Source organism: Hallella seregens ATCC 51272, from assembly GCF_000518545.1.
In the GTDB taxonomy this organism is placed as follows: domain Bacteria; phylum Bacteroidota; class Bacteroidia; order Bacteroidales; family Bacteroidaceae; genus Prevotella; species Prevotella seregens.
On sequence record NZ_KI912452.1, the window covers coordinates 124,412 to 146,287 of the forward strand.

Below are 21,876 nucleotides of genomic sequence, written 5' to 3' on the forward strand. Positions count from 1 at the left end.
TGCCATGTTTAGAAGTTGATGTTGACGCTCAGCGTGTAACTGGGCGTGTCGGAGAGCTGCACCTGCGAGAATCCGCCCTGTGTGGGCGTCTGTCCGCGCAGGGCTCTGTCGCACCAGGTCTTGAGATTGTAGCCTGTCAGCGTCAGGGCCAGCCGGTCGAGCTTGAGCCGTGCCAGCTGTTTGGCCGTGAACTCATAGGTGAGCGAGAGGGTGGAGAGCTTCACATAGTCGGCGCTTACCACGCGGGCTGAGCTGTAGTCGTACATGGTGTAGTAGTTGCCCGTGGTGACGGGGCCCGTTTTCCAGACGGTGTTTCGGTTGTCGCCCCAGTGGTTGGCATAGTAAAAGTTGAAGTTGATATTGCCGCTGCCCATGATGGCGGGGATGTTGGTGGCGGCCTCGTCGCCGGGTTTCATCCATCGGTTCATCAGGTCGCGGTTCACGTTTTGCTCCGAACTGTAGGCGGTGCTGCCTTGTGCACCGGTGAATCCGTCGAACAGACGGAAGAGGCGTGTGCTGGCTCCGAAGTTGTAAAGCAGCGTGGCGCTGAGCCTCCACTGCTTGTAGGTGACGGTGTTGGAGATGCTTCCCGTGAGGTCGGGCTCGCGCTTGCCCGAGGGCGTGAGCAGGGTGGTGTAGAGGTCGTACTTGCTCGATTGCGAGAACTCCCGCTGGCGGTCCTCCAGGTCTTCAAAGATGGGGCCGCCGTCTACAGGGCTCAGCCCGAGGAACTTGTACGACCAGAACGTGCCCACGGGCTGGTCGTCGACCACGGCTGTACCGTTAAGAAAGTTGCCCAACTCGTACTCTTCGGCGCCCGGCGCCGACTTGATCTTGTTGTACATCTTGCTCAGACTGCCCGAGAATATCCAGTAGAAGTTACGCATCTTCACGGGCGTGGCGGTGAGGGTGAAGTTGAATCCGCTGTTGGTCACGGTGCCGCCGTTGATGACATAGGAGGTGTAACCGTTGATGTCGGATATGGTTTTGTTCATGAAAGCGTCGGTGGTCTTCTTGTAATAGTACTCTGCTTCGAGCTGCAGCCGGTTGTCGAGGAGCGACGCTTCCAGGCCCACGTTGGTGCTGTGGGTCTTTTCCCAGTCGAGGTCGGGGTTGGCAAAGGCGACCACTGTCGAGGTCATCTCGTTATAATAAGCGTCCATTTGTCCCTTGCGGATGATGAGTTCGGAGGTCTGTCCGTCGAGCATATTGCCCTGTTCGCCGTAGCTTGCCTTGAGGTTCAGGGCGTTGAGCCACTTGGGTTTCAGGCCGAGGATGCTGATGAGGTTGGCGTTGCCCGATACCGACCAGATGGGCAGCAGGTTCTCGTTGCTGCGCGAACCGAACTTGTTGGAGCCGTCGAAGCGTCCGTTCACATTGGCCGTGAAGAGGTCGCGGAAGCTGTAACTCAGCGTGGCATAGGCCGAAAGGATGTTGCTTCGCGTGTCGGTGATGGTGGGTGTGTTGGTCTGCATCCAGTTCCAATAGGCGGTGTAGCTGGTGGGTATGTTGGTGGCAAACGAGCGTCCGCGGTCGGCGTAGTAGCCGCGTTGAGTGTAGGAATCGCCCGTGTAGTGGCTGCCGCTGGCCTCGAAACCGAGGGCCACGTTGACGTTGTGCTGCATCAGCGGCCCGAAGTATTTGTTGTAGTTGCCCTGCAGGCGCGTGGTCCAGCCCACGGTTTTGTTGGTTTGTTGGCCGAACTGTCCGCCGTAGGGCAGGTTGCTGTCCGTGGGAATCTCCTCGCCGTACTCGGCCCGTCGCAGCGAGCCTACGTAGTGGCTCTGCTCGCCCCACCAGTTCTCGATGGTGGCGTTCTGCACGTTGGCCGACACGACGGCATTGAAAAACAGCTCGTCCAGCGGCTGGTAGCGCAGGTTGAGCGTGGTGGTCACGGCACCGGTGTTCTGGCGTATGGAGCTGTTGTCGAGCTCGTTGAGCACGTTGAAGCGCAGGTATCCGTTGTATGTGCCCTGCCCCTCCCGCTGGTAGTAGTAGTAGCTGCCGTCAGCGTTGTAGGCGGGGATGGTGCGGCTGGTGTGGTACGCATAGTCGATGGGGTTCACCTCCGTCTGGTTGTATTTGCGCTTGTTCAGATAGCCGTTGATGTTCATTTCGAACTTGAACTTCGAGCTCAGGTCCAGATCCACCTTGGCCATGGCCGTGTAGCGGTCGTTCATATTGTTGTCGATCACGTCGTCCGAGCTGGTGTAGCCCACGGAAGTGTAGTAGCGTGCTTTCTCCGAACCGCCCGAGACACTCACGCTGTGGTCGTGCGAGAAGGAGTTGTGGGTCAGGATGTCGAACCAGTCGGTGTTACGCGTTTCCATCTGCTGCACGCGCCGCTCGAACTCCTCCTGCGTGATGAGGCCCGAGTAAAGCTGGCTCAACGCCTCCTCGTAGCCCACCTTGGCCATGCCCGAGGGGTAGACGTAGTGTTGTGCGGCGAGGTACTGCGAGAACTGCACGCGCTCCGAGGAGTTCATCAGGTTGATCTTGCTGTCGGTGTAATAGGGCCGCTTGCGCAGGGTGAACTGTCCGGTGTAGCTCACGATGGCCTTGCCCTCGCGGCCGCTCTTGGTGGTCACCACGATGACGCCGTTGGCCGCGCGCGTGCCGTAGAGGGCCGTGGCGGCGGCGTCCTTGAGCACGTCGATGCGCTTGATGTCCTGCGGATTGATGCCGGCGATGGCGTTTCCGATGCGGTTAATGTAGTCGGGGTCGTTGAGCACGTCGGACGTGAGCTCCACGGGGTCGGTGATGATGATGCCGTCTACCACCCAGAGGGGCTCGCGGTTGCCCACGAGTGTCGAGGTGCCGCGGATGCGAATCTTGCTTGTAGCGTTGATCTCGCCCGAGCCGGTGAAGGAGATGAGGTCGGGAATCTTGCCCTCAAGCATCTTTGAAATGTCGCTCACGCCGCCTATTTCGAGCTCGCTCATGTCCTTGGACGTGACCGACGAGGTGAGGTTGCGGCGGTCGAGCTGCTGGTAGCCGGTGATGACTACACCCTCCAGCGTCTCGCTGGCATCCTCCATGGCGACGAGGCATGCGTCCTTGTAGTTGCCCGACCAATGGGCTGGTTTCATGCCGATATAGGTGATGTCCACGGTGATGCGGTCGCTCTTGGCGCGGAGACTGAACTTTCCGTCCACGTCGGTCACCGTGGTTTCGTTGTGGGTCTTGTCTTTCACGATGGCGCCGGTCAGTGGCTCTCCCTTGTCGTCCACCACGATGCCCTCCAGCCTCCGTTCGGGCTCGTTCTGGGTTTGGGCGATGGCGGGGACGGTGAGAAGAAGCGCGAGGAGAAACGTGATGGCGGCGGCCATACGTCCTATAGAACTTTTTTGCATATCAAAAAAACCAAACTTGTATTTCTAACACTTATCGAAACGCGCTGCAAAGTTATGCAATCTATTTCAAATAAACATGAAATAGGTTGAAAAGATGATAAATTTTAACCCTGGACGGGCCGTAAACGTAGAGTTGAACAGAATGGGATGGGGTCTCCGGAACGCCGCCGCGGGTGCGCAATGGGGTAGCTTCGGGTGTACGACGGGGCCGCGGCGGCGTTGCGGCTGCGGCGCAGGGGGCCTGCGTTTGCGCCGTAACGGCGTGGCGTTTGCGGTGAAATCGCGTGGCGTTTGCGCCGTGATCGCGATGCGTTTACGGCGCGATGGCCGGGCCTGAAAAGCATGGCGGCTGTGTGAACCGGTGAAGTTCACACAGCCGCGAAAGGAAGAACGGGGACGGGCCGCGGCGTGACGGGCCGGCGGCCGGCGGGTCAGGCCACGGCCTCGGCCATCTCGCCGAGCTTGCGCCAGATGTTGAGGAAAGTCTGGTGGTCCACCTTTTTCTCGCATTTCACCACGATGCCGGCATCGCGCAGCACGTCGAAGGCTTGCTGTGAAATGATGTCGGCATAGACCTCGGCCACGCCGCCGTCCACCATCATGCGGGCGGCGGAACGGCCTACGGCCTTGACGGCCAGCTTGGCGTCGAGGAAGAGCTCGGGCTCTTCGTTGATAAGGTTGTAGAGACGGCGCACTCCGTGACCATTGAAAGTGCGGATATTGCCCTCGTGTAAAATCACAAGCGAGCACTGTTCAATATGTAGGGTGTCGATCAATTCCTGCATCATAGGTCTGTAATTTTATGGGTTTCCTATGCGGCAAATATAGCGATTATTTCCCTAAACGGTGTCATGTAAAGCGAAAAATGCCGTCATCGCGTCAAGTTGGGCGGATATAGCCGTGCAGCGCATCGACATATTGCGCGAAAGCGTCGCGTCCCTGGGGGGTCATGCGGCAGAGCGTGCAGGGCCGCCGGCCGCGGAATGTCTTCTCCACGTCGATGTATCCGGCCTTGGCCAGCTTGTCTATCTGGATGCTTAGATTGCCTGCCGTGGCCCCCGTCTGCGTGCGCAGGTAGGGGAAGTCGGCCTCCGTGACGTCCAGAAGTATCGACATGACGGCCAGTCGCAGCTCGCTGTGGAGCAGGGGATTGAGGGGTTGAAACATGGCGATTGGGATTTAGACACGGGTTTTCCATTGGAGATAGAGGCCGGGAACGATGAGCCCCGCCACGGCCATGCCGGCGATGAGCAGCATCTCGGACGCGCCGCTGATGTAGCAATCGGCGATGAGACAGAAGATGCCGAGCAGTATGCCGCAGAAGGCGATCAGCCGTTTGTTCAGCAGAAAGCCCGACACGGCGGTGGCCATGCCCATGAGCAGGGCCAGCGTGCCGGCGAATGGCACGGAGCGAACGGGCTGTGCCACGCTGGAGGCCAGCGTGCCGGCGGCAAACAAGCCCAAGGCGAAGAAGCAGAAAGTGAGCCACGTCTTGCCCAGCATGACGGGCACGAAGCCGGTGGCGTGGACGGTGGAGCGGCGGTCGAGCAGGTAGTTGAGCCCGAAGCCCACGGCCGTCATGGCCAGCCACAGCAGGTTCCACACGGGGCCGCCGCAGTGTTGCCACAGGTGGCCCACCACGAGGGCGGTGACGAAAACAAGGCTGCCCCAGAGCAAAAGGGGCTTGCCCATCTGGCGGGAGAGCGTCTGGCGGCTCTCTTCGATGTGTTTGCGGATGAGCTCGAGACTGCGCTCGGCGGTCATTTCAGGATGTTGGGTGTTCATAATGGCATGGTGTTGATGGGTGAGTAATCTGGTTCTCGTGCATGTGCCACGAGGTTCTCGGACCTCGGCCGACGGGATCTGCGCCCGCGTTGACCCTTGAACACTGCAAATATAAACAAGTTTATAATATAAACCAAACGTTTTGCCGAAAATCTTTCACGGGAAGCTCATTTTTAACAAATGGGGGGCAGATGGAACGAAAACTGCGTCGCGGCATGGCAAAGGCCATGCCGCGACGCAGGGACGGGGGAGTGGGGAAAGCCCGGGGGCGGTTATTTCTTGTTGCCGAAGTCGGCCGGAATCTCGCCCCACAGCTTGGTTTCCCATTTAATAATAGGTGTGGTGACGGTGTGGGTGCGGAGCCATTGCTCGGCGCGGGCAATGATTTGGTAGAGCGGTTCGGTCGTGGCATTGCGCTCCAGCTTGGTCTTGCACTGCTTCTTGCGCACCCAGAGGATGGCGTTGTACGAGTCGGAATAGATCGCCTTGTCGGTGACGCCGCGCCTCTCCAATAGGGCCAACGCATGTACAATGGCCAGAAATTCGCCGATGTTGTTGGTGCCGTGCATGGGCCCGAAGTGGAACACGCGCTCGCCCGTCTGCAGGTCGACGCACTGGTATTCCATGGGTCCCGGATTGCCGGAACAGGCTGCATCGACGGCCCAGCCCCCGGCACCCCTCTCCGCCCCCCCTCCAAAGGGAGGGGCTCCGGACGGCCCCGGCACCCCCTTCGTGCCCCCCTTGGCGTGCGGCGGGCATGGGGATGCGCCCTGACCGTCCCCGGATGCGGTGCGGTTGTTGGGCTGGGGGTATGAGGTTTTCATGTTCTTGCTGATGTCTTTGGTTTGCCGTCGCTGCATTTACATACGTTCGGGCACCTCGATGCCCAGCAGGTCCATGCCGTTTTTGATGGTCTTGGCCACGTTCTGGGCCAGCACCAGACGCGTGGTTTTCTCCCTGTCGGTGTCGGCGCTCAGGATGCTGTAGTCGTGGTAGAACTGGTTGAAGTCCTTCGTTAGCTCGTAGCAGTAGTTGGCAATGCCGGCCGGATTGTAGTTCTCGCCGGCGTCGCGCACGGCCGTCTTGAACTCGTCCATCTTCTGGATGAGCTTCACCTCCTTGTCGTTGAGCGGTGCGTCAGCGGGTAGGGAGGCGGGGATGGCGATGCCCTCGGCCGCGGCCTTGCGCATGATGGAGCGGATGCGGGCGTGCGTGTACTGGATGAAAGGCCCCGTGTTGCCGTTGAAGTCGATCGACTCTTCAGGGTTGAAGAGCATGTTCTTGCGGGCGTCCACCTTGAGAATGAAGTATTTCAGGGCGCCCATGCCCACGATGCGCGCAATGTCCTGCCGCTCGTCCTCGGTCATGTCCTTGAACTTGCCCAGCTCTTCGCTCATGCGTCGCGCGTCGTCGACCATGGTGGCGATGAGGTCGTCGGCGTCGACTACGGTGCCCTCACGGCTCTTCATCTTGCCGTTGGGCAGTTCCACCATGCCGTAGGAGAAGTGCACCAAGTCCTTGCCCCACTTGAATCCGAGGCGGTCGAGCAGGATGGAGAGCACCTGGAAGTGGTAGTTCTGCTCGTTGCCGACCACATAAATCATCTTGTCGATGGGGAAATCGCGGAACCGCAGGTCGGCCGTGCCGATGTCCTGCGTCATGTAAACACTCGTGCCGTCGGAGCGCAACAGCAGCTTTTGGTCGAGTCCTTCGTCGGTGAGGTCGGCCCACACGCTGTTGTCTTCCTTTCTGAAGAAGAGCCCTTTGGCGAGTCCTTCCTCCACTTTCTTCTTGCCTTCGAGGTAGGTGTCCGACTCATAATAGATCTTGTCGAAGCCCACGCCCAGTGCCTTGTAGGTCTCGTCGAAGCCGGCGTAGACCCAACTGTTCATCTTTTGCCACAGTGCCCGCACCTCGGGGTCGCCCTGTTCCCACTTCACGAGCAGCTGCTGTGCCTTATGTAACAGGCTTCTCGGTATTTGTTTCCTTATTCTTTTTTTTATCTCTGTTTGTAAAATGTGAATAGTTTTCTCTTTTTTGCCACTTTTTAGTAAGTCTTTCCACAAATCATAGCTATCTAACTCATCCATTATTTTTTTCATACCATAGGCATAGTCAACGTCAAACCTATAGTTTTCATCTTTTTTCTTTGCTTTAATAATGGCCCAAATACTTTTCAATATCTTTTTATATAGAGTATGACTTAGTTTATACTTATAAATTTCAGGTGTGTAACCTATATTCCAATTTCTACCAAAATGAGCCTCTTGCTTTTTTAATTTTTTATCAAAAAGAACGTAGTAGTCGCCGATAAGGTGGTCGCCCTTCTTGCCGGTAGACTCCGGAGTCTCGCCGTTGCCCCATTTGAGCCAGGCCAGCATCGACTTGCAGATGTGGATGCCGCGGTCGTTTACGATGTTGGTTTTCACCACGCGGTTGCCGTTGGCCTCCATGATGCGCGCGAGGCTCCAGCCCAAAAGGTTGTTGCGCACGTGGCCGAGGTGGAGCGGCTTGTTGGTGTTGGGCGATGAATATTCCACCATCACGAGCTTGCTCTCGGGGCCGACGGGCCGCTTGCCGTAGTCGGCATCGGCATGAATGTCGTTGAGCAGGCCCACCCAGGCCTCGGTGGTGACGACCAGATTGAGGAATCCTTTCACCACGTTGAACGCGGCCACGGCCGGGCAGTCGCGCTGCAGGGCCTCGCCAATTTCGCGTGCCGTGTCTTCGGGCTTCTTGTGCGAGATTTTCAGAAAGGGGAAAACCACCAGTGTAAGATTGCCTTCAAAGGTTGCCTTTGTCTTTTGCAGTTGCACCATGCTCTGGTTCACGTCCTGTCCATAAAGCTCCCGAACGGCCTTGATGACCGCGGAGCCGATTTCCTTTTCAATATTCATCGTTGCCGTGTAATGTTGTTGTAATCCGAATGTTGCGTGCAAAGTTACGAAAAAGAAGAGACAAATGGGGCTGCCGCGACGGTTTTTTGGCGCAATCGTTGCGCGCTTAGCCCGTTTTTGTTTAATTTTGTAGGCACAACAACGACTATGGATTCGACAAGCAAAAGGGGCAAGCCGCTGTCGCGCACTGTCCGCGACTATGCCGTTATCACCGTGGGCATGCTGATCGGTGTGGTGGGTTTCAACCTGTTTCTGCTGCCCAATCAGATCACCACGGGCGGTACCATGGGCATCGCTTCGATTGTTTATTGGGGCACGGGCATTCCGGCACAGCACGTCTATTTCGTGCTCAACGCCGTGCTGCTGGCCGGTGCCCTGCGTGTGTTGGGCTGGCATTTCTGCGCCAAAACCATCTGGGCCGTCGTAGTGTTCACCGTGGGCTCCACCCTGCTGCAGCTCTGGGTGGGCCCGGAATGGCACCTGCTGGCCGACCAAAAGTTCATGGCTTGCATCGTGGGCGGCGTGTTCCTCGGCACCAGTATAGGCCTGGGTCTCTCGGCCGGGGGTAGTACGGGCGGATCCGACGTAGTGGCGGCCATGGTGCACAAGTACCGCGACGTATCGTTGGGCCACGCCATTCTCTTCTTCGACCTGGCCGTCATCACGTCGAGTTACGTGGTGCTACGCGACTGGGAGAAAGTGATCTACGGCTACGTGTTGCTGTTCATCGTGTCGTTCTGCGTGGACTATGTGGTCAACTCGCTGCGGCGCAGCGTGCAGTTCTTCATCGTCTCCGACCGTTATCAAGAGATTGGAGAGGCCATCAACAAGATTGCCGACCGCGGCTGCTCCACGCTCAACGGCAACGGTTTTTATTCCAAAAAAGACATCAAGGTGCTCTTCTGCATTGCCAAGAAGAGCGAGTCGGCCTTTATTTTCGACCTCATCGACGAGATCGACCCCGACGCTTTCGTGGCCCAGAGCGACGTCATCGGCGTTTATGGGCGCGGGTTTGACCGCGTGAAGGGGCACAAGAAGATCAGCCTCAACGAAATCAACGAGAAGCTGGGCAACACTCCTTGAACTTCTTTCCACGGTTCATCCCGTATTAATTCAAAATTCAGAATTCAAAATTCAAAGTTTTGCATCGTGATGGTTGGGCGACGGCTGTGTGGCAGTTTGCCTACGGCTGCGTTTCGGTTGCGTTACGGCTGGGCCACGGTGGCGGCCTTCTGCCGGCGGCTCAGGTGGCGGTAGAGCAACCAAAAGGCCGGCATGAGGAACGCGTCGGCGGCCACCCAGGCCACCGGGTCGCCCAGGCACACGCCCGTAAAGGCCAGTGCCGGCACCAGCCAGAGGCTCACGCCGCAGCGCGCCAGCATCTCCATCACGCCCGAGAGCATGGACAGATTGCTGTAGCCCAGCCCCTGAATGCTGTAGCGCAGGATGGTGAGCAGCCCCAGGGCAGGGTAGAAATAGTTGGCCACGCGCATGAAGAGGGCCGCGTTGTCGATGACGGTCTGCTCGCCGCCATCGACAAAAAGCATCATCATCTCGTCGGCAAAGGGATAGATGACCAGCACGGTGAGCACGAAATAGCCCAGCATGATGCGGATGGCCGACCGCACGCCCAGCCTGATGCGCGGCAGGGCGTGGGCCCCGATGTTCTGTCCGCAGTAGGTGGCCATGGCCACGCCGATGTTCTCGAACACGCAGGTGAAGAGGTATTTGATGCGCATGGCCGCCGTGAACGAGGCCACGTAGACCGTGCCCAGGGCGTTGTTGGCGCTCTGCAACATCATGATGCCGATGCCGGTGATGCTGAATTGCAGTCCCATGGGCACGCCGTTGTTGAGCAGGATGCTGATTTTCTTGTTGTCGAAACGCCGCTCCTCGCCCCGGGGCAGCAGCATTTGCAGGCTGCGCCGGATGTAGATCCAGCAGAGCAGGGCCGAGAAACCCTGTGACAGCAGCGTGGCCACGCCGGCCCCCGGCACGCCCAGCCCGAGGCCCAGAATGAGTGCCACGTCGAGCAGGATGTTGAGCAGCGACGAAAAAATGAGGAAGAAGAACGGCTGGCGGGAGTTGCCCAGAGCGCGGATGAAGCCGGCCTGCAGGTTGTAGGCCATGGTGAAGGGGATGGCCACGAACTGTAGGAAGAGGAAGATCCACGCGTCGGTCATGATGTCGGCAGGTGTGTTGACCAGTGCCAGAATCCGGCTGCACAGGGCGCAGGTGAGCAGCGTGATGACCACAGACTGCACTGCTGCGATGCGCAGCGCGTTGGCTACGTAGGCCCGCATCTTGGTGTAGTCCTTGGCTCCGAACGCTTGGGCGATGGGGATGGCATAGCCCGCGCACGAGCCGTTGCAGAAGCCCATCACCAGAAACATCACCGACGACGACGCGCCCACGGCGGCCAAGGCCTGCACGCCTATCCAGCGGCCCACGATAGCAGCGTCTGCAATCAGATACAACTGCTGCAGAATGTAGCCCAGTATCAGGGGCAAGGCAAAGCGCAGGATGTCCATTGTGGGCGAGCCCACGGTCATGTCGTTGGTGTTGCTCATGGTCGGGAGCGGGGTTCAGAGGTGGGCAATGATGCTCGGCACGGCGTGGCCGAGCTGCCCCAGAATCATGTCCATCTTTTGTCGGCGGCCGATGGAGTACTCCGAGCCGTGGGTGTCGAGGAAGTCGAACAGGCGGTAAGCCTTCTCGAGCAGCACGTGGCGCAGGGGCGGCTGCTTGGTGTTTCCCTCGGCATACCACAGTTCGGCCAGCATCTCCAGCCGTCCCTGCTGCCGGTCGGGCTCCCATTGCTCGCGGGCGTAGGCTATGGCTTCTTCGGGTGTGAGGTTGCGCAGGTCGTCGTAATCGCCCACATATTGGCGGTAGAGGTCGCGCAGCTCGTCGTCGGTGCGACGGCCCTCGTCTTTCTCGAGAAAGCGTTGCAGGGCTGCCATGAACTCCTCGATGAGCCGGATAAAATAGTCGCGTTGTAGCATAATCAGGGTTTGTCGGTGATGAATTTCGGGGCAAAGGTAGCAATGAAATCGGAGAAACGCAGTGCTTTGCTCCGATTATTTTCCTTGGTAGCCGGATAAAATAAACGCCGTGGTTGCTCGTTGTGAGTGCAAGGAACACTTAGAACAGACGTCAACCATGGGCAACCCTACAACCGACATCGCCGTCGTGGGCGGCGGTGCAGCCGGATTTTTTGCCGCCATTGCCGCCCGGCGCGCCAATGCCGCGGCCCGCGTCACCCTCTTCGAGCGGGCCGCCAAGGTGCTGGCCAAGGTCGAAGTGACGGGCGGCGGCCGCTGCAACCTGACCAACAGCTTTGCCGGCATCACCGACCTGAGCCAGGCTTACCCCCGCGGGCACAAGCTGATGAAGCGGCTATTCAAGACTTTCGACCACGAGGACACCTGCCGCTGGTTTGAGGAAAACGGCGTGCCGCTGGTGACGCAGCCCGACGAATGCGTCTTCCCCCGGGCGCAGGACGCGCATGCCGTCATGGACTGCCTCATGCGGCAGGCCGCCCGCCTCGGGGTGACCGTCTGCTGCCACAGCTGCCTCACTGACATGCAGTCCATGCCCGACGGCCGTCTGGAGTTGTTTTTCCAGAACGGCACGCGCCGCGTTTTCCACCGCGTCATCGTCACGACGGGCGGTTCGCCCCATGCCCGCGGCCTGTACTATCTGAAGTGCATGGGGCACAGGGTGGAGTCGCCCGTGCCGTCGCTTTTCACCTTTAATATATGCGACCGCAGCTTCCGCGACCTCATGGGGACGGTGGTCGACCCTGTCGAGGTCTCCATCCCCGGCACCAAGCTGCGCGCCCGTGGTGCCCTGCTTGTGACCCACTGGGGTGCGAGCGGCCCGGCCATCCTGAAACTCTCGTCGTATGCGGCCCGCTGGCTGGCCGAACATGACTATCGGGCGCCGCTGGCCGTATGCTGGACCGCCCGGCTCGTCCGGCAGGAGGTCGAAGAGACGTTGGCCGGAATCGTGGCCGCCAACCCGCGCAAGCAGCTGGGTTCGCTGCGGCCTTTCGGGCTGCCGTCGCGCCTTTGGCTTTATCTCATAGGCAAAATGGGTCTTGAGCCCACGAAGCCGTGGGGCGAGACGGGGAGGAAAACGCTCAACCGCATGCTGGAAATGCTCGTGAACGACCAGTACACCATAGCCGGCAAGGGCAGCTACCGCGACGAGTTTGTGACCTGCGGCGGCGTGAGCCTCAAGAGCATCGACCCCAATACGCTGCAGAGCCGCGTGTGCCCTGGCCTGTATTTTGCCGGCGAGGTGCTCGACGTCGATGCCATCACGGGCGGCTTCAATCTGCAGGCTGCCTGGACCACGGGCTATGTGGCCGGGCAGATGGCGGCTGGCATCAAGCCCTGACAGGCTTGTAAATAAGGGGTATCAAGTAACCTTTTCTTTTTATTCTCTTGCAAATCTCAAAACAAAGGGCTATATTTGCAATGTGAACAAATAAACGGGAGGATGGCAATGAATACGAATAACACCACAATGGACAGCTTTTTCTTGGAAATACCCAGGGCCGATAGTTCATTATTGAAATCACTTGTTAAGCGCATGGGGTGGACGGTACATAAGACTACAGCCAAGAAAACTGCCTACGAACAGGCGCTTGACGACAAGGAGCATGGCCGTATCAAGGAATATGCCAATGCAGATGAGCTGTTTGCCAAATTGAATATCTGATGGCATATAGACTCTTGACCACGCACCAGTTTGAGAAAGACCTCAAACGGTGCAAGAAACGCGGACTGCCCATGGACAAACTCAAGGAGGTTATCAATGAGCTTGTTGCCAAAGGTAAAGTGTCTGCCGGTTTCAAACCTCACTTGCTTCATGGTAATAGGGGTGGGCAGTGGGAATGCCACATACAGCCTGACTGGTTGTTGATATGGGAACAAAACGATACAGAGCTGACCTTACTCATGCTGAATACAGGAACACATGCTGATTTGTTTGGCAAAACAAAAAGATAACATCAAATGAGCAATCATTTGATGTTTTTTTAATAACAGTCCCCTGGCTCCCCGCGTTCACTCCATGGTGCAGCGCAGGGGCCGGGTGATGGCTTCGAGCGTCTCCTGTGCACGCAGCTGCCATGCTGCGAACGTGCGCACATCGGCAGAACTCCATGCCGACCCGAAGTAATAGACAAATCGGGACTGCGGCCGGTAGGTGGCGATGCCCACGGCATTGCCCGCAATGTCGTCGGCCTCGTACGATGCCATCAGCCGCGTCTTCACGGCAGTGTCGGGGAAGAGCACACCCACGTAGACCCGGCACCCCAGCTTGTCGGGGCGGTCGGTGGGGTCGGCATAGAGCACGGCATGCGGCGTGAGCGTGAGCGACTGCGTGTCAGCCGTGTGCACCACCACTCCGGCGGCGAGCGGCATGGGCTGCGTGAGCCTCTCGTACCACAGCTCGCAGCGGTTGAAGTTGGAGCCGCGGTCGAGCGAAATCACGCGGTGTTCGGTAACGCCCACATCGCCGCCCACGGTCTTCGGCTCAAACGTCAGCTCCAGCGTGAAGCGCAGAGGACCATTGTCGAGAATGCGGTACCGGCGGTAACAATAAGGGAAGAGCAACCTGTCGTCCTGCACCAGGGCCGGTGCACCGCAGCCCAGAGACGGCCCCACGGCATAGGCATCGAGGCCGTCGCCGTGGTCAAGATGGAATGAGGCAAGGCGGTAGACCGAGTCGGCAAGGTGCTGCGTCCCGTCTATCTTCTTGCATTCGTTGCGGTAATCGAAGCCGAATCGGTCCATGAGGTACCGGTGTTCCAGTATGGGGGTGGGCACGCATTTGGTCCACACGTCAATGCCGTAGGCTTTCTCGCCCGCCCGTTGCAGCGAAGGCCCGTAGACGCGGTATGCCCCACGGTCGTTCTCCCATGCGATGTCTTCCGCGCGGTTGGGGAAGTAGTTGCCGCCCACCCATGCGGATACGGGTGCCGTGGGGCTGCCCTCCTTGACGGTGAGCGAGGTGGTGGTGCCGGGTCTCACCGACACGTAGACCAGAAACTTGCCGTCGTGGGTCAGCTGGCAGGGCACATCCTGCCCGAAAGCATTCAGCACGCGCAGCCGGGTCTCCCTGTTGACTCCCATCTTCTGCCGTAGGGCGGCAGCATCGATTTCGGCCACCTCTTCGCGCTGGTCGGAAGACGGGGAGGTGAAACGCAGGGTCACGTCCCGGGCGTTTGCCGCCATGGCCAAAGCCAGACAGAGGGAAAACAAAAGATTTTTTTTCATAAATAGGTCTTCGTTAGTGTTGTTTCATGAATGGTTTTCCCGGCCGCCGGCATCTATCGGCGACGGGCTGTTCCCAGCTTCGGGCTGATGGCCCTTGCGGTAAGCCGATGGCGACACTTTGTAATACTCCTTGAAACACTTGCAGAAGTATCGCCCCGTGCTGAATCCGCAGTCCAGCGCCACGGCTTCCACGCTCTTGCCCTGCTCGCTGTGCAGCATGGCGGCTGCCTTGCGGAGCCTCATGTTGAGCAGAAAACTCTTGGGAGTCTGGCCCGTCAGGCTCTTCCACTTGGTGAAGAGCGATGTGCGCGAGAGCCCCACCTCCTGTGCAAAGACGTCGACATTGAAGTCGGAGTCGGTGATGTGGTCGTCGATCACCCGCATGGCCTTGTCCACAAGCTGTTTGTCCAAGGGGTTGGTGGCCAGCAGGTCGGCCTGTGTGTGCGGGTGTTCGCTGAATTTGCGCTGCAGCATGCGGCGGGTATTGACGAGATTGTTGCAGCGCGAGATGAGAATGTCGGTGTTGAAAGGTTTGGTGATATAGTCGTCGGCTCCCGTGCGTAGGCCCTCCAGTGCCTGCTCGGTGGCCGTTTGGGCCGTGAGTAGCACCACGGGGATGTGGCAGATGCTGAAGTCGGCCTTGATGGCTCGGCACAGCTCTATGCCTGTCATGCGCGGCATGAGCACGTCGGTTATTACGATGTCGGCCTCTGCGCTGTGCAGGTCGTCGAGTGCCTCCACGCCGTCGATGGCTGTGGTGATACGGTAGAATGGAGCGAAGACCCGGGCCAGCATGCTGCGCAGGTCGTCATTGTCTTCCACGATGAGGATGGCGGGGCGTTGTTCCTTGCCGTCGGCAAGTGGGGCCTCACCGGCCGTCCTGCTGTTGTTGGGCAGGGCCGGGGCGGGTTTCCATTGGGCGGCGGCTCCTCTGTCGGGATGCGTCGCGACGGGGCCAACGGCAGTGTGAGGAGCGTCTTCGGCCGCCAGCGTGACGATGAAGCGGGAGCCCTTGCCCTCCTCGCTTTCCACCCTTATCGTGCCTTGGTGCAGTTCCACGATGCCCTTGGTCAGTGCCAAGCCGATGCCTGTACCAAGTCCCGAGGAGATGGAGTCTGAGCGATCGGCCTGATAGAAGCGGTCGAATATCCGGTCGATGTCTTTGGCCGGTATGCCCTCGCCGGTGTCGGCCACGGTCAGGGTCGCCGCAGGCTTGCCGTCGAGAGGCTTGTCGGGCACATGGCAATGCAGGCCCACGGTCACCGTTCCTCCCTGCGGGGTGTGCTTCAGGGCGTTGGCCATGAGGTTGTTGAGGACTTTCTGCATCTGTGTGGCATCAAAGGCACAGAAGATGTCTGCCTTGTCGTGCTCGAAGTACATGGAGATGCCTTTGCTCTGCGCATACTCCCTGAAGAGCAGGAATGTCTCGTCGACAAACGAGGTGAAGTTGGCCGTCTTGAGGTGCACCTGCATTTTGCCCTGTTCCTGCTTGCGGAAGTCGATCATCTCGGAAATGAGCGAGCGCAGCTGGATGCTTCCCTTATAGATGTCGAGCAGACGGGCGTAGACCTCCGGCGGGAAATTGCGGGAGCCGAGCAGCATCTCGCTGTAGCCGATGATGAGCGTGAGCGGGGTGCGTATCTCGTGGGAAATGTTGGTGAAGAAGCGCAGCTTGGACTCGTTCATGACCACGATGTCCCGGGCATGCTGCCGTTCATAGCTCAGCGAGGCGTTCAGTTTGACGCGCTCGCGGTACTCCCTGGCCATATAGACAATGGCACTGATGAGCAGGAGCGTCCATATCAGCTTGGCCCACCACGAGGCATACCATGGCGGCAATACCTGAATGTTGAGCTGGGATTCGGGAATGTCGGGGCGCAGCGAGCGCAGTTCCAAGGTGTAATGGCCGGGTTTGAGGTTGAAGTTGAGCAGGGTCTGGCCGAGCTGCACCGCCGTCCACTTGGCCGATGAGCCGACAAGGCGGTATTGCAATTCGTCGTGATTGCTCTTGAGATAGTTGGAGGTGGCTATCTCGATGGCAAAGGAAGACTGGTCGCTGCTGAGTTTCAGTGTCTTGGTAAACTCCAGGGTGGCATCCAGTATGCCGGTGCTGTCGAGTGGCTGCACGGGCTTCCCGTCCAGATAGAGGTTGGCAAACTTGAGTCTGTAAGGGGCTATGGGCTTGTGGAGCGCTTTCTCAGAGAACGAGAGCATGCCCTGAACGCCGCCGAGCCATACCGTGCCCTGCGGCCCCACGTAAAGCCCGTTCTCGTTGATGGTGGCCAGTGGGAAGCCGTTGACGCGTCCGTAGTTGCGGCAGGTGCGTGCGTGGATGTCGAGCACGCTGAAGCCCTCGTTGGTGATGAGCAGCAGGTTGCGGGCATTGAGTGTCGAGGCATGCACGCCATAGACACAGTTGCTGGCAAGGTGGGCATTCTGGGCATCGAAGTTCTCGAAACGGGATTCCTGCGCATGCCACAGGTCGAGTCCGCCCCCTGCCGTAGACACCCAGATGCGTCCGCGTGGGTCAACGTAAATGTTGTTCACGTGGTTGTTACTCAGCGTCCGCCGGTCGGACGGATGGTGACGGTAGCAAATGAGCCGCTTGTGCCTGGGCGAGAAGCAGAACACGCCGGCCCGCTCGGTGCCTATCCACAGCTGGCCTTTGCCGTCGACGGCCACGCTGGAGACAAGCTGGATGAGCCGCCCGAGCCGTGTGTCGGCAAAAAGCCGGCGGCAGGAGCCCGTGTGGGGATCGAAAAGGCATACTCCCTGCTGTGTTGCCAGGACGAGCCGGTGGCCCCACGGGCGGATGTCGCGCACGATGTCGGAGGGCAGTGACGACGGGTCGCCCGGCCGGTGACGAAACACGGTGACCCGGTGGGTGTGGATGTCCATGCGGTCGAGGCCACCCAGATGGGTGCCTATCCACAGGCACTTGCGCCAGCGGTCATACCACAGAGCCTTGAGATTGTTCTGTGAGAGTCCGGATTCTCCGAAGCGGAACCATTGGAAGCGTCCTGTCTGGTGGTCGAGCATGTCCAGCCCACCGCCCTCGGTGCATATCCAGAGATGCCCCTCGTCGTCTTCAGTCATGCGGCCCACGATGGGGCTGGAGAGCCCTTTGGTGCTTTCGTCCGACGTGCGGTAGAGCTGGTAAATGTTGTAGCTGGCATTGAAATAGTTGACGCCGCCGAAGTAAGTACCCACCCAAACGGTGCCCTGACGGTCGCATACCAAAGACCATACCGAGGCATTGCTCAGGCTTCCCTCCTTGCCGTCGGTCGTGAGCACGCGTGTCTGTTGTGTCTGTGGGTTGTAAACGCTCAGCCCTCGGAATGTGCCTATCCAGATGTTGCCTTGGTGGTCTTCGCAGAAAGTGCGTACAAAGTTGGAGGGAATGCTGCTTCCGGGGCTTCTCGAATTGTGCACGCGTCCCTGCGGCCCCACATGGTAGTAGCCCTCTTCCCATGTTCCTATCCATACGCCCCGGTGGGAATCCTCGAAAAACGAAGTCACGCGCCCCTGCCCTATGCGGCGCAAGGGTGGGGTGGGGCGTACCGCACTCACGTGGGGCGGGAACACGAGGGCTCCGACATCTGTGCCTACCCACATTCGCCCCCGACTGTCGAAAAAGAGGTCGGTGGCTGTGCGTCCTTTGTCCAGCATGCGGCACAGGGTGCGTTTGGTAAGGCTGTCGTCGAACCGGTAGATTCTGTTGCCTACGGCCACATATAGATTTTTGTGGAATGCGATGGCACTGACGTCATCGGAGACTATAGTGCGGAAACGGCGTGTGCGCAGGTTCATACACGCCACCCCCTCTGTGCAGAGCAGGAAGAGCCGTCCGCGGCCGTCGCCAGTGATGCGTTCAATGCTGTTGGACGGGAGGCTGTAGGGATGGTCTTTCTCTTTCTTGAAAACAGAGATACGGTTGCCATTGAAGTGATTCAGCCCCTCGCGGGTTGCAATCCAGAGCTCGTCGTTCTCGTCCATATAGAGACTGTTCACGGTGATCTGCGAAAGTCCGCCCTCTGGCGTGAGGTATGAGAAAGAGATGCCGGGAGCTGCACCGGCATGGCTCTCCATGCCAAGGAGGAGCCACAATATAATAAGGTGTAGATATCTGATGGGTGTCATATAGGATTCGATACTCGCAAAATTATAAAAAATATGGTGAAAGGCCACACGAATACGGTACTTTTGTACGTTTTTGGACATATTTTGAACAGAATTAGCCCCTCGTATTTTATAGAGTGCGTACCTTTGTGGCAATCGTAAACAATCTCTAACTTATTGTAAATCCAGCCATGCAAAAACTGAAGAAAGCGATTAGCATCCGCATCCTGATGATGATAGTCATGATGGCATGCGTATCTTTTGTCCCCGCGCTGGCACAGGTGAACGTCAGTGGTGTGGTGAAAGATGCCAACGACGAGCCCATGCCCGGCGTGAGCATCAAAGTGAAAGGCTCTGCCACTGTCGGTACGGTGACCGACCTGGACGGTGCGTTCAGGCTCTCTGTGCCCAGCAGGAACTCGGTGTTGGTGTTCTCTTTCTTGGGCTACTCCAATCTTGAGCAGAAAGTTGTTACCGGCAAGCCGATGAACGTGAAGATGTCGGAAGATGACAAACTTCTGGACGAAGTGGTCGTTGTGGGTTATCAAGAAGTGCGCAAGCGCGACCTCACCGGATCGGTGTCCAAGGCCAACATGAACGACCTGCTGAGTACACCCATAGGTTCGTTTACCGAAACGCTTGGCGGCCGCATTGCCGGTGTGAACGTCAACTCGGGCGAGGGCATGCCCGGAACACAGACGAACATCGTCATTCGTGGAAACAACTCGCTGACACAAGACAATACGCCGCTCTACGTGATCGACGGATTCCCGATAGAGGATCCCTCGGTGGGCAGTAGCGTCAATCCATCGGATATTGCCTCCATTGATATTCTGAAAGACGCTTCGGCCACTGCCATCTATGGTGCACGCGGAGCAAACGGTGTGGTCATCATCACAACGAAGAGCGGTTCGGAGGGAAAGCCCAAGGTGACGTATGATGGAAGCGTGGGCTTCCAGAACGTGTCCAAGAAGATGGAAATGATGGACGCTTATGAATTTGTGAAGCTGCAGCAAGAGATTTATCCCTCGATCATGTCGAGCACCTACATGCGGGAGGACCAGGGCAAGACGTACACGCTGGACGATTACAGGAATTGTCCGCAGTACGACTGGCAGGACATGATCTTCCGTACAGCAGCCGTGCAGAATCATAATGTAAGCATGAACGGCGGCAGCAAGACCGTGAGGTACAATAGCTCGCTCTCCTATTATGACCAGGACGGTGTGGTGCTTAATTCCAACTTCGAGAGACTCCAAGGCCGCCTGGGCATTACTGTGAATCAGAAGAAATGGAAAGTATATGCCAACGTCAACTATTCACGGATGGTGCAGACAGGCGCGTCTCCCTCTCAGCAGAGCTACAGTGGGATGAACAATCTTTTCTATTCCGTCTGGGGCTATCGGCCTGTGACCTATCCCGGCATCCCCCTGAAAACACTGGTGGATAATGGTTATGACGAGGATGTGAACTGGAACAATGACTACCGCTTCAATCCCATCATGTCGCTGAACAACGAGTATCGCAAGCGTTACTCTACCTACATCCAGTTCAACGGCTATGTGCAGTATGAGTTCATGAAAGGGCTGCGGCTGAAAGTTTCGGGGGGCTATACGACCGAAAACCGCCGCTATGATACGTTCAACAATTCCAAGACCCGCTATGGCGGTCCAAAGTCCAATGACAAGGTGAACGCCCAGCGTTACCATTCGGAGCGCATGACGTGGCTCAACGAGAACACGATGACCTATCAGGCCAATGTCAAGCGCCGCCACTACTTCAATGCCCTCCTGGGCTTCTCGCTCCAGAACTCGGACTTTATCGACGACTCATTCAGCACCATTCAGATTCCCAACGAGAGTCTTGGCATGGCAGGCATGAGCAACGGACAGCCCAGCACGACCAAGTCGGGGCAGTCATCTTGGTCCATGATGTCGTTCTTCGGCCGCTTCAACTATAATTTCAGGTCCAAGTACTATGCCACGGCCACATTCCGCGCCGACGGCAGCTCCAAGTTCAGCGGCAAGAACCGCTTTGGTTACTTCCCCTCCGGTTCCGTAGCCTGGAATTTTACGGAGGAAAGATTCATGAAACCTGCCAAGAGCTGGCTCAGCAATGGCAAGGTGCGCCTTTCGTGGGGTCTCACAGGAAACAACCGTGTGGGCGAGTACGACACGTACGGACTCATGGAAATGCTCAAGGAGCGTCGTGGAGACTATGTTTCTTCCGGTTCCATCCCTTCGGGTGTCTTCCCTCTTGATGGAAGCCTAACCCGCGTGGGTATGGTTCCTACTTCTGTGCCCAACAAAGACCTGAAGTGGGAGACGACCGAACAGTGGAACCTGGGATTCGATTTGGGCTTCCTCAACGAGCGCGTCAATCTCACGGTAGACCTCTATCATAAGGTGACACGCGACCTTCTTCTGATGTCCACGCTCCCGATGTCGTCGGGCTTTATCAGCGCGATGAAGAATGTGGGCAAGGTGCGCAACCAGGGTTTGGAGATTACGATCAATACGTTGAATGTGAAAAGCAAGACCTTTGAGTGGCATTCCAACTTCAATATTGCCATGAATAAGAATAAGGTGATGGAGCTCTCCGAGGATCAAACCGCCATGCTCTCCACGGCCTACTTTGATCAGAAGTATAACTCCCAGCCATCGTATATAGCCAAGAAGGGCTATCCGATGGGCATGATGTATGGCTATCTTTACGAAGGAACATACAAGTATGACGACTTTAACAAGGTGGGCGACTCGTACACCCTCAAGAGCAACGTGCCTCATTTTGCATCAGAAAACAACACGCAGCCAGGTATGCCCAAGTATAAGGATCTGAATGGTGACGGCATAATCGACGACAACGACAAAACCATGATAGGTCGCGGTCTGCCTATCCACACAGGCGGTTTCACCAATGACCTGCGCTATAAGAACGTGGATCTGAGCATCTTCTTCCAATGGTCCTACGGCAACGATGTACTCAATGCCAACCGTCTGATCTTTGAAAGTTCCAACAATATCTCGCGTGAGCTCAACCAGTTTGCCAGTTATGCCAATCGCTGGACTCCCGAGAACCCGACAAGCAATATCCCACGTGCCACGAGCTCGGCTTCCAACCGCGTATTTTCCTCTCGTGTCATAGAGGATGGTTCGTTTCTTCGGTTGAAGACCATCACTTTGGGCTACTCCCTCCCGGCCCGTATGCTTCGTAAGGCCGGTATCGACAAGGTACGTTTCTATGTGGCTGCCCAGAATCTCTTTACCATTAGCAACTATAGCGGCTACGATCCGGAAGTGTCTATCCGTGACGGTGCACTCACCCCGGGGCTCGACTTCTCAGCCTATCCGCGCTCACGCAGTTTCAGCTTCGGCGTGAACCTGGGGTTCTAAGCAGAATGGGATAAACAATACGGATATTGACAACAAAGCA

General features: G+C 57.8%; 15 protein-coding genes. 5 read left to right on the forward strand and 10 right to left on the reverse strand.

Features of this window, described 5'->3' with window-relative positions:
* Window positions 1–8 precede the first annotated feature (8 nt).
* The 6 genes from L888_RS0112305 to argS all read right to left on the reverse strand — a co-directional run bounded on the left by L888_RS0112305 (window position 9) and on the right by argS (window position 8,035).
* Window positions 9–3,353: a SusC/RagA family TonB-linked outer membrane protein gene (locus tag L888_RS0112305; protein ID WP_245594887.1), complete on the reverse strand. Its 3,345-nt coding sequence runs from the start codon at window positions 3,351–3,353 to the stop codon at window positions 9–11.
* A 431-nt stretch (window positions 3,354–3,784) separates the two neighbouring features.
* A complete protein-coding gene (locus tag L888_RS0112310; protein WP_005845134.1) occupies window positions 3,785–4,141 on the reverse strand; it encodes a DUF1893 domain-containing protein in 357 nt (118 codons plus the stop codon).
* A 91-nt stretch (window positions 4,142–4,232) separates the two neighbouring features.
* The gene (locus L888_RS0112315) at window positions 4,233–4,520 is read right to left on the reverse strand and encodes a winged helix-turn-helix domain-containing protein (protein ID WP_027953104.1); all 288 of its coding nucleotides are present in this window, start codon (window positions 4,518–4,520) and stop codon (window positions 4,233–4,235) included.
* A 12-nt stretch (window positions 4,521–4,532) separates the two neighbouring features.
* The gene (locus L888_RS0112320; RefSeq protein WP_027953105.1) at window positions 4,533–5,138 is read right to left on the reverse strand and encodes a hypothetical protein; all 606 of its coding nucleotides are present in this window, start codon (window positions 5,136–5,138) and stop codon (window positions 4,533–4,535) included.
* A 272-nt stretch (window positions 5,139–5,410) separates the two neighbouring features.
* Window positions 5,411–5,863 carry an RNase H family protein gene (locus L888_RS0112325; RefSeq protein WP_245594890.1) on the reverse strand — a complete coding sequence of 151 codons (453 nt, stop codon included), beginning with the start codon at window positions 5,861–5,863 and terminating at the stop codon, window positions 5,411–5,413.
* Between the two features lie 135 nt (window positions 5,864–5,998).
* Window positions 5,999–8,035, reverse strand: coding sequence for an arginine--tRNA ligase (argS, locus tag L888_RS14975; protein WP_027953107.1), 2,037 nt, complete (start codon window positions 8,033–8,035; stop codon window positions 5,999–6,001).
* A gap of 147 nt (window positions 8,036–8,182) precedes the next feature.
* Here argS and L888_RS0112335 point away from each other — a divergent pair, with 147 nt between their 5' ends.
* A complete protein-coding gene (locus L888_RS0112335) occupies window positions 8,183–9,118 on the forward strand; it encodes a YitT family protein (RefSeq protein WP_044249434.1) in 936 nt (311 codons plus the stop codon).
* A gap of 122 nt (window positions 9,119–9,240) precedes the next feature.
* On the opposite strand, the gene L888_RS0112340 is transcribed toward L888_RS0112335, so the two are convergent.
* The gene (locus L888_RS0112340; protein WP_027953109.1) at window positions 9,241–10,605 is read right to left on the reverse strand and encodes an MATE family efflux transporter; all 1,365 of its coding nucleotides are present in this window, start codon (window positions 10,603–10,605) and stop codon (window positions 9,241–9,243) included.
* Between the two features lie 15 nt (window positions 10,606–10,620).
* Window positions 10,621–11,040, reverse strand: a complete 420-nt coding sequence (locus tag L888_RS0112345; RefSeq protein ID WP_005845125.1) for a hypothetical protein — start codon at window positions 11,038–11,040, stop codon at window positions 10,621–10,623.
* Window positions 11,041–11,197: 157 nt separating this feature from the next.
* Here L888_RS0112345 and L888_RS0112350 point away from each other — a divergent pair, with 157 nt between their 5' ends.
* The 3 genes from L888_RS0112350 to L888_RS0112360 all read left to right on the forward strand — a co-directional run bounded on the left by L888_RS0112350 (window position 11,198) and on the right by L888_RS0112360 (window position 13,053).
* The gene (locus L888_RS0112350; protein WP_027953110.1) at window positions 11,198–12,439 is read left to right on the forward strand and encodes a BaiN/RdsA family NAD(P)/FAD-dependent oxidoreductase; all 1,242 of its coding nucleotides are present in this window, start codon (window positions 11,198–11,200) and stop codon (window positions 12,437–12,439) included.
* A 108-nt stretch (window positions 12,440–12,547) separates the two neighbouring features.
* Window positions 12,548–12,763, forward strand: a complete 216-nt coding sequence (locus L888_RS0112355) for a hypothetical protein (RefSeq protein ID WP_027953111.1) — start codon at window positions 12,548–12,550, stop codon at window positions 12,761–12,763.
* A complete protein-coding gene (locus L888_RS0112360; protein WP_005845119.1) occupies window positions 12,763–13,053 on the forward strand; it encodes a type II toxin-antitoxin system YafQ family toxin in 291 nt (96 codons plus the stop codon). Before L888_RS0112355 ends, L888_RS0112360 begins: the two co-directional genes overlap by 1 nt.
* A 57-nt stretch (window positions 13,054–13,110) precedes the next feature.
* On the opposite strand, the gene L888_RS0112365 is transcribed toward L888_RS0112360, so the two are convergent.
* The gene (locus tag L888_RS0112365) at window positions 13,111–14,325 is read right to left on the reverse strand and encodes a DUF4861 family protein (protein ID WP_027953112.1); all 1,215 of its coding nucleotides are present in this window, start codon (window positions 14,323–14,325) and stop codon (window positions 13,111–13,113) included.
* Between the two features lie 24 nt (window positions 14,326–14,349).
* Complete coding sequence (locus L888_RS0112370) at window positions 14,350–18,465, reverse strand: two-component regulator propeller domain-containing protein (protein WP_245594888.1); 4,116 nt, start codon at window positions 18,463–18,465, stop codon at window positions 14,350–14,352.
* Window positions 18,466–18,635: 170 nt separating this feature from the next.
* Between L888_RS0112370 and L888_RS0112375 the strand changes: the two genes are divergently transcribed.
* The gene (locus tag L888_RS0112375; RefSeq protein WP_044249437.1) at window positions 18,636–21,836 is read left to right on the forward strand and encodes a SusC/RagA family TonB-linked outer membrane protein; all 3,201 of its coding nucleotides are present in this window, start codon (window positions 18,636–18,638) and stop codon (window positions 21,834–21,836) included.
* Window positions 21,837–21,876: the final 40 nt, after the last annotated feature.